The sequence below is a fragment of the Jiangella alkaliphila genome, from assembly GCF_900105925.1.
GTDB classification, from domain to species: domain Bacteria; phylum Actinomycetota; class Actinomycetes; order Jiangellales; family Jiangellaceae; genus Jiangella; species Jiangella alkaliphila.
The window spans coordinates 6392394-6405770 of sequence record NZ_LT629791.1 but is presented as its reverse complement, the minus strand read 5'-3'; the positions used below and the strand labels follow the sequence as shown (position 1 = coordinate 6405770).

General features: G+C 72.9%; 14 protein-coding genes and 1 pseudogene. 6 read left to right on the top strand and 9 right to left on the bottom strand.

What is annotated here, in order from left to right; all coding sequences use genetic code 11:
* Positions 1-136 precede the first annotated feature (136 nt).
* Complete coding sequence (locus tag BLV05_RS29590; RefSeq protein WP_083421434.1) at positions 137-823, top strand: fasciclin domain-containing protein; 687 nt, start codon at positions 137-139, stop codon at positions 821-823.
* 34 nt (positions 824-857) lie between these two features.
* Here the strand turns inward: BLV05_RS29590 and BLV05_RS29585 are convergent, their stop codons facing one another.
* Genes BLV05_RS29585 through BLV05_RS29560 form a run of 6 tightly spaced genes read right to left on the bottom strand, consistent with a single transcriptional unit; the run spans position 858 to position 7646 of the window.
* Entirely contained in the window at positions 858-2330 is a 1473-nt protein-coding gene (locus tag BLV05_RS29585; protein ID WP_083421433.1) for an SDR family oxidoreductase, read from the bottom strand.
* A 28-nt stretch (positions 2331-2358) separates the two neighbouring features.
* On the bottom strand, positions 2359-3168 hold the full coding sequence (locus tag BLV05_RS29580; protein WP_046769772.1) for a DUF1295 domain-containing protein: 810 nt from the start codon (positions 3166-3168) through the stop codon (positions 2359-2361).
* A complete protein-coding gene (locus BLV05_RS29575) occupies positions 3168-4397 on the bottom strand; it encodes an SAM-dependent methyltransferase (protein WP_046769773.1) in 1230 nt (409 codons plus the stop codon). Before BLV05_RS29575 ends, BLV05_RS29580 begins: the two co-directional genes overlap by 1 nt.
* Complete coding sequence (locus BLV05_RS29570) at positions 4394-5626, bottom strand: class I SAM-dependent methyltransferase (RefSeq protein WP_046769774.1); 1233 nt, start codon at positions 5624-5626, stop codon at positions 4394-4396. Before BLV05_RS29570 ends, BLV05_RS29575 begins: the two co-directional genes overlap by 4 nt.
* Complete coding sequence (locus BLV05_RS29565) at positions 5623-6324, bottom strand: DUF1365 domain-containing protein (RefSeq protein WP_197683394.1); 702 nt, start codon at positions 6322-6324, stop codon at positions 5623-5625. The genes BLV05_RS29570 and BLV05_RS29565 overlap by 4 nt, the downstream gene beginning before the upstream one ends.
* A gap of 26 nt (positions 6325-6350) precedes the next feature.
* The gene (locus BLV05_RS29560) at positions 6351-7646 is read right to left on the bottom strand and encodes an NAD(P)/FAD-dependent oxidoreductase (RefSeq protein ID WP_083421432.1); all 1296 of its coding nucleotides are present in this window, start codon (positions 7644-7646) and stop codon (positions 6351-6353) included.
* A gap of 185 nt (positions 7647-7831) precedes the next feature.
* On the opposite strand from BLV05_RS29560, the gene BLV05_RS29555 reads away from it, so the two are divergent.
* A complete protein-coding gene (locus tag BLV05_RS29555; protein WP_063932670.1) occupies positions 7832-8608 on the top strand; it encodes a hypothetical protein in 777 nt (258 codons plus the stop codon).
* On the top strand, positions 8605-9372 hold the full coding sequence (locus BLV05_RS29550; protein WP_052763231.1) for a class F sortase: 768 nt from the start codon (positions 8605-8607) through the stop codon (positions 9370-9372). Before BLV05_RS29555 ends, BLV05_RS29550 begins: the two co-directional genes overlap by 4 nt.
* A 14-nt stretch (positions 9373-9386) precedes the next feature.
* On the opposite strand, the gene BLV05_RS29545 is transcribed toward BLV05_RS29550, so the two are convergent.
* Entirely contained in the window at positions 9387-9845 is a 459-nt protein-coding gene (locus tag BLV05_RS29545) for an SRPBCC family protein (protein ID WP_046773083.1), read from the bottom strand.
* 389 nt (positions 9846-10234) lie between these two features.
* Between BLV05_RS29545 and BLV05_RS38885 the strand changes: the two are divergent.
* Both BLV05_RS38885 and BLV05_RS37930 read left to right on the top strand, forming a co-directional pair.
* Positions 10235-10717 (top strand): annotated as a pseudogene (locus tag BLV05_RS38885) (PrsW family glutamic-type intramembrane protease); the annotation flags it as partial.
* A 91-nt stretch (positions 10718-10808) separates the two neighbouring features.
* Positions 10809-11192 (top strand): hypothetical protein, encoded by a 384-nt coding sequence (locus tag BLV05_RS37930; protein ID WP_052763233.1) that lies wholly within the window; start codon positions 10809-10811, stop codon positions 11190-11192.
* A gap of 6 nt (positions 11193-11198) precedes the next feature.
* On the opposite strand, the gene BLV05_RS29535 is transcribed toward BLV05_RS37930, so the two are convergent.
* Positions 11199-11897 carry a hypothetical protein gene (locus BLV05_RS29535; RefSeq protein WP_052763234.1) on the bottom strand — a complete coding sequence of 233 codons (699 nt, stop codon included), beginning with the start codon at positions 11895-11897 and terminating at the stop codon, positions 11199-11201.
* Entirely contained in the window at positions 11890-12432 is a 543-nt protein-coding gene (locus BLV05_RS29530) for a sigma-70 family RNA polymerase sigma factor (RefSeq protein ID WP_046773088.1), read from the bottom strand. Before BLV05_RS29530 ends, BLV05_RS29535 begins: the two co-directional genes overlap by 8 nt.
* Positions 12433-12859: 427 nt before the next feature.
* On the opposite strand from BLV05_RS29530, the gene BLV05_RS29525 reads away from it, so the two are divergent.
* Positions 12860-13327 (top strand): hypothetical protein, encoded by a 468-nt coding sequence (locus BLV05_RS29525; RefSeq protein ID WP_152691159.1) that lies wholly within the window; start codon positions 12860-12862, stop codon positions 13325-13327.
* Positions 13328-13377: the final 50 nt, after the last annotated feature.

Genomic DNA, 13377 nt, shown 5'->3' with positions numbered 1-13377 from the left:
CGGCGGATTGGTTTTTGCCTCTTTCGAAGAAATTCCCGCACACACCAATCCGCGGCGATGCCGGCTTCGAAAGGCGCATGAGAGAAACCCAGCAAAGAAACTGGGGAACCCCGGACGTCAGTGGAAAGGACGCACCATGAAGCTTCTGACCAGGAAGACCCCGGTGATCATGGCCGCGATGGCGGCATTGACGCTGACCCTCGCGGCCTGCGGTGACGACGACGGAGACGACTCGACGGCGAGCGGCAACGGCGACAGCACCTCCGCACCCGAGGAGGAGACCACCGAACCGGCCGACGAGCCGGCCGACGAGATGACGGAGGAGCCGATGGCCGGCCCGGTCGGTCCGGGCTGCGCCGACTACGCCTCCCAGGTCCCCGACGGCGAGGGCTCGGTCGAGGGCATGTCCGACGACCCGGTCGCCGTGGCCGCGTCGAACAACCCGATCCTCACGACGCTGGTCTCCGCGGTGTCCGGCCAGCTGAACCCGCAGGTCAACCTGGTCGACACGCTCAACGGCGCCGAGTTCACCGTCTTCGCGCCGGTGGACGACGCGTTCGCCGCGGTCGACCAGGGCACGCTGGACACCCTCGCCACCGACGCGGACCTGCTGACGACGGTGCTGACGTACCACGTGGTGCCCGGCCAGCTGTCGCCCGACCAGGTGGTCGGCGAGCAGGCCACGGTCCAGGGTGCACCGGTCACCGTCGCCGGCACGGCGGACGCGCTGACGGTCAACGGCGCCAACGTCATCTGCGGCGGCGTCACGACGGCCAACGCGACCGTCTATCTGATCGACGGCGTGCTCATGCCGCCGATGTGATCCATGCGGGGAAGCGTCGGGGCGTTCCGGTCGCTCACCGGAACGCCCCGGCTTCGCCCTGTCGCGATGCGGTGCGGACGATGTTGCGGGCCATGCCGCCGAAGATCAGCCCGTGGAACGGCCAGAGCGCCCACCAGTACAGCTGGCCGGCCAGTCCGCGTGGGACGAACACGGCGCGCTGGCGGTAGACGGCGCCGTTGCCGTCCGGCGTCAGCGACATCTCCAGCCAGGCCTGGCCCGGCACCTTCATCTCCGCGCGCAGGCGCAGCAGCCGGCCGCGCTCGATCGCCTCGACCCGCCACCAGTCCAGCGCCTCGCCGAGGTGCAGCCGGGCCGGGTCGCGGCGGCCGCGGCGCAGTCCCACCCCGCCGGCCAGCCGGTCGGCCCAGCCGCGCACGGCCCAGGCCAGCGGGAACGAGTACCAGCCGTTCTGGCCGCCGATGCCCTCGATGACCCGCCACAGCCGCTCCGGCGGGACGTCGCAGCGCACCGAGCGCTGGTCGGTGCGGACCGTGCCGCCGGACCACGACGGGTCGCTGGGCAGCGGGTCGGACGGCGCGCCCGGCGCCGTCGCCGTCGACCAGTGGCTCTCGACGTCGGCCTCGCGGATGCGGGCCAGCGCCAGCTCGACCGCTCGCGCGTACGGCGTCGGGTCGGCCGGTTCCGTCAACAGCGAGCGCAGGTCGTCCTCGCGGCAGACGGCCTCGTGCTCGAGCGACTCGATCAGCGGCATCGCGATGGACCGCGGCACCGGCGTCACCAGGTTCACCCACTGCCCGGACAGCCACGGCGTCAGCAGCGGCACCGGTACGATCACCCGCCGCGGCAGGCCGGCGGCCCTGGCGTAGCCGCGCATCATGTCCGCGTAGGTCAGCACCTGCGGCCCGCCGATGTCGAAGGTCCGGTTCGGCTCGCCCGGCAGCTCCGTCGCGGCGACCAGGTACGCGAGCACGTCGCGGATCGCGATCGGCTGCGTCCGCGTGTGCACCCAGCGCGGCGTCACGCTGACCGGCAGCCGTTCGGTCAGGTAGCGCAGCATCTCGAAGCTGGCCGAGCCGGACCCGATGATGACGCCGGCCTGCAGCACCACGGCCGGGACAGGCGCGTCGAGGAAGATGCGGCCGACCTCGGTGCGCGAGGCCAGGTGGTCCGACAGGCCGGCGGTCTCCGGCGGGTGCAGCCCGCCCAGGTAGACCAGCCGGCGCGCCCCGGCCTGCGCGGCGGCCGCCGCGAACCGCCCCGCCGCCCGTCGATCCGTCGACGCGAACCCGCGCGACGTCAGCGAGTGGACGAGATAGTGGGCGACGTCGACGTCCGCCAGGGCGGGATCGAGGCCGGCCCAGTCCAGCACGTCGCCGCGCACCACCTCGACGTCGCCGGCCCAGGGCTGGTCGCGGAGCTTGCCGGGATCGCGGGCGAGGCAGCGGACGGTGTGCCCGGCGGCGACCAGCCGCGGGACCAGGCGGCTGCCGACATAGCCGGTCGCGCCGGCGACGAGAACCTTCATGTCCGGGACTCGTACCCCATCCGCGCGCTCACCGGCCCCTGTGACGTGGCGGCAGGGGGACGAAGCCGCTGGTCCGCTCGACGTACTCGGCGTAGCCGGGCCGGTCGGCCATGCGCTGCTCCGTCATCGGCTTGCCGGTGCCGCGGGCCAGGAAGAACGTCATGAGCAGCGGCGACAGCACGGTGGCCGCGCCCGGCCGGGTGACGCACGCGCACAGGTAGAGGCCCCACCACACGCTGGCGTCGCCGAAGTAGTTCGGGTGCCGGGTGTAGCGCCACAGCCCGCGGTCCATGATCCGCCCGCGGTTGACCGGGTCGGCCTTGAACCGGGCCAGCTGCGCGTCGCCGACGGCCTCGAAGACCAGCCCGACCGCCCACACCAGCACTCCCAGCGCCACCAGCCACCACGCCGGCTCGATCGTCACGTACTGCGCGACCTGCACCGGCAGCGAGACGAACCAGAGGATGACGGCCTGCGGCAGGCAGACCCAGAGGGCGGCCACCCGGGTCCGTCCGCCGGCGTGCCGGGCGAACAGGTCCTCGTAGCGCGGGTCCTCGCCCTTCCCGTGGTTGCGCCGGTGCAGGTGGACGGCGAGGCGGACGCCCCACATGACGGTGAGGACGGTGACCAGCGCCCGCAGCACGCCGTCGCCGTCGCCGGCCGACGCCAGCCAGGTCACGACGGCGACCAGCGCGAACCCGGCACCCCAGACGGTGTCGATGACGACGACGGCGCCGCCGCGGGCCACCCACAGCACGACGCCGGCCATCAGCACGACGACGGCCACGGCGGTCAGCCCGAGGTTGACCCCGAGGCCGGCCCACGCGACGCCGCCCATCAGTGCCGCACCGCCAGCACCTGGTCGACACCCATGCGGCCCTCCTCGAACGCGGCCGCCCCACCGGCGAGGTAGAGCCGCCACACCCGCGCGGTCCGCTCGCCGGCCAGCGCCACGACCTCGGCCCAGTGCTCCTCCAACCGGCCGGCCCAGAACCGGACGGTGCGCACGTAGTGCTCGCGCAGCGCCTCGACGTGCCGTAGCTCGAACCCGGCGGCCGCGATCATGCGCAGCGTGTCGGGCAGCGGGCGCATGTGCATGTCCGGGGCGATGTAGGCCTCGATGAACGCGCCGCCGCCGGCCGCGTGCGGGCCTCGGGACATCTGCTGCAGCAGCAGCCGGCCGCCGGGCCGGACGGTCCGGTGCAGCACCGCGGCGTACTCCGGGTAGTTCCGCCGGCCGACGTGCTCACCCATCTCGATCGACGCGACGGCGTCGGCTGCGGTGTCGTCGATCTCGCGGTAGTCGCGCAGCCGGACCGTCGCCCGCTCACCCAACCCGGCCCGCTCGATGCGCTCCTGGACGTACGACGCCTGCTCGCGCGAGATGGTGTAGCCGGTGACCCGGACGCCGTACTCGCGGGCTGCGTGCACCACCAGCGAGCCCCAGCCGCAGCCGATGTCGACCAGGTGGTCGCCGGGGCGCAGCTCGAGCTTGCGGCAGACGAGGTCGAGCTTGGCCCGCGACGCCGCCGCGCCGTCGCCGTCGGGCACCTCCGGCGACCAGTAGCCGCACGAGTACGCCATGGTCTCGTCCAGCAGCAGTTCGTAGAAGTCGTTGCCGAGGTCGTAGTGGTGGCTGATCGCCGCGCGGTCGCGCCGCCGGGTGTGCCGGCGTCCGCGCAGCCGGGCCTCCTCGGGCGGGGGCGGCGGCGCGCCGGCCAGCCGCCACTCGCGAGCGGCACGCCAGGCCGCGCGGACGGCGCCCGGTCGCGGCCGGGCGCTCAGACCGGCGAACGCGGCCCGCGCGTGCGAGAACGCCGCGCCGAGGTCGCCCTCGACGTCGAGCTCGCCGGCGACGTAGGCGCGGGCCAGCCCCAGCTCACCGGGCCGCCACAGCATCCGGCGCAGCGCCATGGGCGACCGGATCACCACGACCGGTGCGTCGGCCGGGCCGGCCAGGCTGCCGTCCCAGGCCCGGACACGGACCTGCGGCTCGGCCCCCAGGACGGCGGCCAGCAGGCCGTTCAGCTGGTCGGCGGTGGTCGGCTGCTCCGCAGTGGTCGTCATCGGACTCCTCCCGCGCTGAGGGTGTACTGCTCGACGTCGAGGCGGCCGGTGTGGAAGCCGGCTTCGCAGTAGGCGAGGTAGAACTCCCACATCCGCTGGAACACCGGGTCGAAGCCGAGCGCGGCGACGGCGTCGGCGGCGGCCTGGAACCGTTCGCGCCACTGTCGCAGGGTCTCGGCGTAGTGGGCGCCGAAGGATCGCCGGTGCAGGACCGTCAGCCCGCCGTCGCGCAGCGCGTGCGCCCGGATCGCGACGTCGGACGGGATGAGCCCGCCGGGGAAGACGTACTTGTGCATCCAGGTCCAGGAGTGCCGGGTCGCGAGCAGGTGCTCGTGCGGCATGGTGATCGCCTGCAGCCCGACCCGCCCGCCGGGCAGCAGCGCTCGTCCCAGCGCGGCGAAGTAGTCCGGCCAGTGCCGTTCCCCGACCGCTTCGATCATCTCGACGCTGGCGACGGCGTCGTAGCGGCCCCGGACGTCGCGGTAGTCGCGTACCTGCACGTCCACCAGGTCCGCGACGCCGGCGGCGTGGGCGCGGGAGCGGGCCAGCCGGGCCTGCTCCTCCGACAGCGTGACGCTCGTGACGTGAGCCCCGCGTTCGGTGGCGGCGCGGACCGCCAGCGCGCCCCAGCCGGTGCCGATCTCCAGCACCCGCGCGCCGGGCCGGACGGCGGCCGCGTCGAGCACGGCGTCGATCTTGCGCAGCTGGGCCCGTTCGAGGTCGTCGCCGGGGGCGAACAGCGCCGACGAGTACGTCATGGTGGGGTCGAGGAACAGCGCGAACAGGTCGTTGGAGAGGTCGTAGTGGCGGCTGACGTTGCGCCGGGCACCGGCGCGGTCGGCGACCTCCGCCGCCGGTGCCGACGACTGGACCAGGCGGCGCAGCTTCTGCAACGGCGGCGGCACCAGGCTGGTCAGCCGGGAGGCGAACGCGGTCAGCACGGCGGTGAGGTCCGACGCGGTCCAGGCGCCGCTCATGTAGCCCTCGCCGAAGCCGATCAGCCCGTCGCGGCCGATGCGGGCGAAGAACTCGCGCGCCCGGCGGACCTCGAGCACGAGCGCGCCGGGTCCGGCGCCGAGCGGCCCGTCCGGCGTCATCACGCGGACCCCGGCCACCCGCGCGGCATACCCGACCGCCGTCCGGGCCGCCCGCAACCGGGCCGCACCGGCCGCGGGGGAGGTCGCGACGTCGGGCCAACGGCCGGCGTCGATGCCGGTGAGCACGCTCATGTCTGATGCCCCTTCGGCCGCGGGACCACCGGTACCCGGCACAGCCAGAGCCGGATGCCCTGCCAGCGAATCAGCGCGCTCACCCGCAGCGGCGCCCACGGGAAGCGCAGCAGCAGCCGGAGCAGCGCCGGGACGGTGGCGGCACGGCGGCGTCCGATCAGCGACGCGGCGAACGCCGGCTCGCTCGCACCGCCGGGGCCGGGGCGCGACAGCGTGACCGACAGCCGCAGCCGGCGGTCCGGGCGGGGGACGGTCATGGCATATCCGCCGTCGACGGGGAAGAACGGCGACACGTACAGCTCCTTCGCGGTCGTCGCCCGGTCGTGTTCGTCGGGCCGCAGGACGTAGGCGTGCCGGCCTCCGTAGGTGTTGTGCACCTCGGTGACGACGCAGCGCGGCGCGCCGTCCGCGTCCAGGCACCAGAACACCGTGATCGGGTTGAACACGTAGCCGAGCACGGCGGCGTTGGTGAGCATGAGCACGCGGCCGCCGTCCAGAGACGTACCCTTCTCGGCCAGCCACGACTCCAGCCCGGCCCGGATCGTCGGCGCAGAGCCGGCGAAGTGGTCGCGGGCGCGGAACGCCGCGAGCGCCCGCAGCGCACGCGGCAGCCGCGGCAGGTCGTCGAGGTCGACCAGCCACAGGAAGGTGCGGTACCGGAACGTGCGGCGCACCCGCTCGTAGCGCGTGTGCGTCACGGTCGCCGCATACAGCGCCGGCGCCGTCACCAGCGGGCCCCCAGGTGCGCCGCGGCGAGGGCGCCCGACGCGCAGCCGTCCTCGTGGAAGCCCCACCCCTGCCAGGCGCCGGCGTACACCGTCCGGCCGGTGGCCAGCTCCGGCAGCCGCTGCTGCGCCGCCACGGTCTCGACGGTGTGGATCGGGTGCTCGTAGACCATTCGGGCCACGACGGCGTCCGGGGCGACCTGCTGTGTGGCCCCCAGCGTGACGACGTACTCCCGCCCACCCGCCGCCACGCCCAGCCGGTGCAGCCGGTTCAGGTGGTACGAGATCGCGACCGGCGCCGGGACCGGCCGACCGCCGGCGCGGCACGCGGGCACTCGATGGTTCCACGACGCCCACGCCCGCCGCTCCTTCGGCAGCAGTGTCGCGTCGGTGTGCAGGACGGCCTCGTTGACCGAGAAGCCGAACGCCCCCAGCACGTCCCGCTCGGCCGGCGTCGGGTCCTCGAGCAGCCGCAGCGCCTGGTCCGCGTGGGTCGCCACCACCCCGTGGTCGAACCGGTGCACCGTGTCCGACTCCTCGCGCACCAGCACGCCGTCGCCGGTGCGTCGCAGGCCGCGCACCGGGGTCGACGTCCGCACCGAGGTGAGGTTCTTGGCGGCACGCTCCACGTACGTGCGCGACCCTCCGCTGACCGTCCGCCAGCGCGGCGATCCGCCGACCGCGAGCATGCCGTGGTTGTCGAGGAACCGGAACATGAAGCGGGCCGGGTAGGCCAGCGCGTCGGCCCGGCCGGCCGACCAGACCGCCGACACCAGCGGCACCATGAAGTGGTCGGTGAAGTACGCCGTGTGCCCGTGCCGGGCGAGGAACGCCCCGAGCGTCTCCTCTCCGTCCAGCCCGGATGAAGACGCCAGCAGCGCCCGGGCCTGCCGGTGGAACGCCGTGATCTCGCCGAGCATCCGGATGAACCGCGGCCGGGCCACGGACCGGCGCTGCGCGAACACGCCGTTCGGACCCAGCGCGCCGGCGTACTCCAGTCCGCAGGACGCGCAGCTCACGCTCATCGACATGTCGGTCTCGGTGGTCGCGATCCCGAGCTCGCCGAACAGCCGCAACAGCAGTGGATAAGTGCGCTCGTTGTGCACGAGGAACCCGCTGTCGACCGCGAGCGGCGCGCCGGCGCCGTCGACGTCGTGCGTGTGCGCGTGCCCGCCGAGCCGGTCGTCCGCCTCGAACAGGTGCACGTCGTAGCGGCGCTGCAGCAGGTAGGCGGCGGTGAGGCCGGCGACGCCGGACCCGATCACGGCCACGGACGGTCGCGAGGGCTGCTCCATGCGACGGGTTCGGAGCCGGTGCCGGACCGGATTGGTGCCTGTATCGACCCATCCGGAACCGGCGGGGCTCCGAATGGTTACTCAAGCCCCCTGTGGGGATTCCCATGAATCTGGAGGACGCAGCTATGCGACGCACTCGTGCGTTCCTTGCCGTTCCGGCTGTCGCTGCTTTGTCGCTCGGTGTCTTGGCGCCTGTCTCGGCGCATGAGGGGCACTCAGGCAGCACCGGCGATACCAGCGAGGGCGAGGCCGGTGACTACAGCATCACGCTGGGCTCGCTCAACGACAGCGGCGCCGGCGGCTCAGCGGTCATCACCCTGGCCGACAACGGTGACCTGACGGTGAACATCGAGGCCACCGGCCTGGTGCCGAACCAGCCACACGCCCAGCACATCCACGGTGCCACCGACCTTCAACAGGACTTCACCTGTCCCACGGGCGACGCGGACGCCGACGGCGACGGCATCGTCAGCACCGCCGAAGGCCTGCCGTCCTACGGCGACATCTTCATCTCCCTGACGACCGAGGGCGACTCGTCGCCTGACTCGGGGCTGGCCGTGGACCGGATGCCGGTCGCCGACGCGGACGGCAACGTGGCCTACAACCGGACGTTCAGCTCCGGCGAGCTGCCGGACGGCACCGCGGCCGCGGTGCGGAACCTGCACGTCGTCCAGCACGGCATCGACGTCAACGGCAACGGCGAGTACGACGCCGAGGCCGGCCCGAGCGAGCTGGACCCCGCGCTGCCGCAGGAGGCCACCGCGCCCGCGTCGTGCGGCATCATCGAGGGCTCCAACATCGGCGACATCCCCGACGGCGGTGTCGACACCGGCGCCGGCGCCATCGCGTCGCACTCGGACAACGGCACGGCTGTCCTGGCCGTCTCCGGCGCGGTGCTGCTGGGCCTGGCCGGCGTCGCCGGCGCCGGCCTGCTCCGACGCCGCCGGGCCGTCGCCCGGTGACGATCACGTCCGCGACCACGGCCCGCTCCGGCAGCACGCCCGCCGGAGCGGGCCGGTCGGCGCGTCCGGCACTGCTGTCCGCGGCCGCGTTGCTCGCCGTGGTCCTGGCCGGCTGCGCCGACGACGGTTCCGGCTCGGCCGCGGCGACGGCGCCGTCGCCGGTCCAGCCGCCGCCCAGCACGCCGTCGCCGGTCCAGCCGCCGCCCAGCACGGCGCCGCCGGCCAGCACGGCGCCGCCAGCCACGGCGCCGCCGGCCACAGAGTCGCCGGCACCGGCCGAGACACCGTCGGAACCGGCGGTTCCACCCGCACTCCCGGCGAGCCGGCCCGCCGTCGTCGAGATCGAGTCGCTCGGGGTGCGCCAGGAGGTGATCGATCTCGGTCTCACCGGCGACGGCAGCATGGAGGTTCCGCAGGGTCCGGACCCGATCGGCTGGTACGACGAGAGCCCGACGCCGGGGGAGTCCGGGCCGTCGGTCTTGGCCGGCCACCTGACTTGGAACGGCACCGACGGCGTGTTCCGTCACCTCGACGAGCTCGCCGAGGGCGACGAGGTCGTGGTGACCCGCGAGGACGGCACGGTAGCGCGGTTCGCTGTCACCGGCGTCGAGCAGTACGCCAAGGACGCGTTCCCGAGCGCGCGGGTCTACGCCAACACGCCCGGTCCCGAGCTGCGCCTCATCACCTGCGCCGGCGACCTGGAGCCTGAGTCCGGCGACTACAGCGACAACGTCGTCGTCTACGCGCGGCTCCTGCCCGGCTGAGGCGACGGGACGGCTCAGCCAGAACGGTGCTCGGCCTCGGCGGCGGCCTTGAGCCGGGGCAGCGTGGCCTGGATGCCCCGGCGGTTGCGTGCCGGGAAGCGCAGGACGTGCAGGATCGCGGTGGCCAGCGGGCCGACGCGGGAGTAGTCGAACGACTCGACGACGCGGGTGCGCCCGGCGCCCTCCGGCCGCAGCTCGTAGCGCCACCGGTGCCCGGCGAAGTGCCGCCACGCGATCAGCCGGTCCTCGTCGTACTCGACCACCCGGTTGGTGATCACATAGCGCACGCCGAATAGGCGCATGCCCACCGAGAACGACGTACCCAGGGTCAGCCGCGCCGGGGCGGAGACGATGGACTGGACCGACCCGGACCCGTCGATACGGTGATGCTGGCGCGGGTCGGCGAGGATCGCGAAGATCACCGCCGCCGGCGCTGCCACCACGATCGACTCGCTGACGGCTCGGGTCGTCAAAGGTGCTCGTCTCCTCGGTGCGGCTCCAGGACACCCATGGTTCGTACCCGAAGCGGGCGCGGATGGGTCGGGACACATCGGCATGTGCCGCCCTGCGGTCACCGTCGGGCTGTTCGCCTTGCCTCTCGAACGCGGTTGCTGACCGCAGCTCGCGAGCTTCCGGCCTCGGCCGTTCAGCGCACGACGGGCTAGGGCGCCGGGTTCCGGTTCTGGCAGCCGCACAACGCCTGCTGGTGGGTGTATGTGGCGCTGGTGGTCAGCGGCAGCTGGCACGTCTGGCACCTGACGGTGGGAACGACGTCGGCGTATGAGGACGCCTACGTCGCGGCGCTGCTCAGCTCGGCCGCCTTCGCCGCGGTGTTCCTGCTGTTCCTGCGCTGGGTCGACCGGTGGGAGCGCACGCCAGCGAGCCTCGCGGTCGCAGCGTTCGTCTTCGGCGGGTTCGCCGCCACGTTCGCCATCGCGCTGCCGGCCAACGCGGCGATGATGTCGCTCACGCGAAGCTCTTCGGGCAGGGCTGGGCGGCGGACTGGAAGGCCGGGCTCACCGCGCCGTTCGTCGAGGAGACCGCCAAGGGCATCGGTTTCCTGCTGCTCCTCGGACTCGCCCCCGTGGTCATCCGGACGGTGTCTGACGGCCTCATCGTGGGCGCCTACGTGGGCTTGGGCTTCCAGGTGCTGGAGGACGTGCTGTACGGCAGCAACGCCGCGGCCGAGCACTTCGGTGCCGACCAGGTCGACAGCGTCCTCGGCACCTTCGCCCTGCGGGCTGGCACCGGTGTGGTCTCCCATGCCCTGTTCACGGCGCTGTTCTCGGCCGGGCTGATCTACCTCATCGGGACCGTGGCCCAGCGGCGGCGGCCCGGCCACGGGATCGCGCTCGTGCTCGCCGCGGTGGTGCTGCACGGCGTGTGGGACTCCGCCCTGGCGATTGGCGGCAGGAAGCGCCGTTACCTTCCTGGTCATGGCCGTGACAGTGGTCGCGGGCATCGTGGCGATCATCGTCGCGGTCCGGTGGGCCGGAGGGCCGGAGCGCGCATTCATGACGGCGATCTTGCGTCCCGAGGTTATCGGTTGCACCCTCACCGAGGCCGAGCTCGACGCCGTCACCGGATACCGCCGGAACCGCCGCGCCACCGTGAAGGCCCGTCCGCCTGGCACCAGCCGCCGCCGCGAGAGGCACCTGATCCGCGCAGCCCGCGACCTCGGGCACGACCTCGCGGTGGCGGACGGCGAGACGTCGCCGGCGGTCGAGCACTCCCGCGCTGAGATCGCCTGCCTCCACGGCCGAGTCGCCGATCGGTACCATCCGGCTGACCCCTGCCAGCGGGCGCCGCCGCGTACCTGATCGGCGTCAGGCCGTGGCGGGCGGGAGCTCCGACGCCATGACAGTGTCGCCATCGGCGTCGCGGATCTCGATGGAGGCCGCGTCCTGGCGGAGGACCGCCGCGTTCATGGCACACGTCACGGGAACGGTCGAGCCGATGAACTCGCCCGACGGGAACTCGTCGCCGTTGACGGCGATGACCACGACGGTGTACGTCTCGCCGGCTGGCAGTCCGTCGACGTCGAGCAGCGTCTCGGTGCCCCAGGTGTGTGCGACCACCGACGCGTCGACGTCGATCCCGGACGGCTCGCCGTCGAAGGCGATCGTCTCGGTGGCTCCGAGCGTTCCGGGCGGGCCGGTCGGAGCGTCGTCGTCGAGCAGGGTACCGATGACGGCGTTGCCGGCTGCGCCGAGGGCGATCAGCGCGACGGCAGCCACGGCCAGGAGCGGGCGCGACCAGCGGCGTGGCGGACCGGCGGCCGGGAGCTCGGCCGTCGCGGCGATCCGCTCGCGCAGCGCCGGTGCCGGCGGCTCGTCCAGGATCGGCCCGGCTCCGGCGAGTGCAACTAGCTCGGGCGCGAAGTCGTCGTACTCGACGCCGGGGTGCTCGTGCAGCAGCCGGGTCAGCTCGTGCTGCTCGATGGTGGTGAGCTCGCGGTGCGCGCCGAGGTCGAGCAGTTCGCGGGCGCGCTCGCGTCCGCCGGCGGGGGACCGGTCGTCAGGCATGGCTCTCGCCCACCTCCTTCAGGGCCGTCCGCAGGGACCGCAGCCCGTAGTACATCCTCGTGCGCAGCGTCGCCACCGGCACCTGCGTGACCCGCGACAACTCCTCGTAGGACAGGCCGTTCAGCTGGACCTCGACGATCACCTGCCGATGCTCGTCGGACAGCCGGGTCAAGGACTCGGCGACGAGGAGCCGGTCGAGGCTGGCCCGGACGTCGTCAGCTGGATCGGCCCGGTCCTCGGTCCGGGTGGTGTCGACCGGGCGCGGCCAGCGTTGGCGGGCCCGCAGCGTGTCGATCACGAGGTTCCGCGCGATCGCGAACAGCCAGGTCCGGACAGAGGCGCGGTCCGGCCGATAGGTCGTTCGGGCCCGCCAGGCACGTACGAGGGTGTCCTGGACGCACTCCTCGGCCTGCGCGCGGTCGCCGAGCGCGTGGAGTGCGAACGCGTACAGCTCCCGGCCGTGCTCGTCGTAGGCGCTGACGACGTCGAACGGCCCCTCCTGCTGGCGGCGCAGGTCGATCACGCTCCTCGTCATGAGTGCCCGGGTCCGGCTCGCCTGGTCGGCGGCTGCGAATGTCACGTGAGGGTATACGCATACGAGCGTCCGGGTATTCATCCTCATCTGCTTCCCTGTCGAGTGGGACGGCGCCGACGGCCACGAGCGGATGACCGCTGTGGTCCAGGACGGCGTCGGTCAGGGCGGCGAGGCTGGGCGTGACGGAGCCGTCCTCGACGCGAGGCCGCACTGTCTGACGTCTGTGAGCGCCTCGCGCAGCTCCGACGACTGGCCCAACCGCGGCGGGCATGGTCCTCGCCGCAGGGATCGAGCTGCTCGCAATCCGGTGGCTCTTCTCGATGTGCACGGGTTGCGAGCACGGAGGTGGTCGGGCACCGTGGTGTACGTCGCCGGTCGATGTCTGATCCGAAGTTTGCCGGTTCCCGGCAGCGAGGGGAGGAGCGCGGTGCGTGTCGCCGTGACTGGTCATCGATCCCTTGACGAGGTGACTGCGAGCCTGATCAGCCACGCCATTCGCAAGCACCTCGCCACGATCGACAGACTCGTAGGGATATCCTGCCTGACCGAGGGTGCTGATCGGCTCTTCGCTCGCGCCGTCCTCGACGTCGGCGGTCGGCTAGTGATCGTTGTTCCATCGGCGCGGCACCGCGACCTTCTACCGGTGAGTAGTCTGTACGACTACGATGCGCTGCTCAACCGCGCCTTTGATGTGGTTCGCCTTCGATTCGACGAGTCCGATCCGGAGGCGCTTCTGGCGGCCAGCAGGCACATGCTCGAGCGTGCTGACGAATTGGTCGCCGTCTGGAATGGCCGACCTGCGTGCAGGCTCGGTGGGCCTGCCGATGTCGTACGCGAAGCTCTCCGGCTCAGGGTCACCGTGAAGGTGATTTGGCCGGCTAGCGCTCCATCGTGAGCACCCATGGCCTCCTGACTAGGAGGACGGGAGAGACGTCGCGTTCGCGT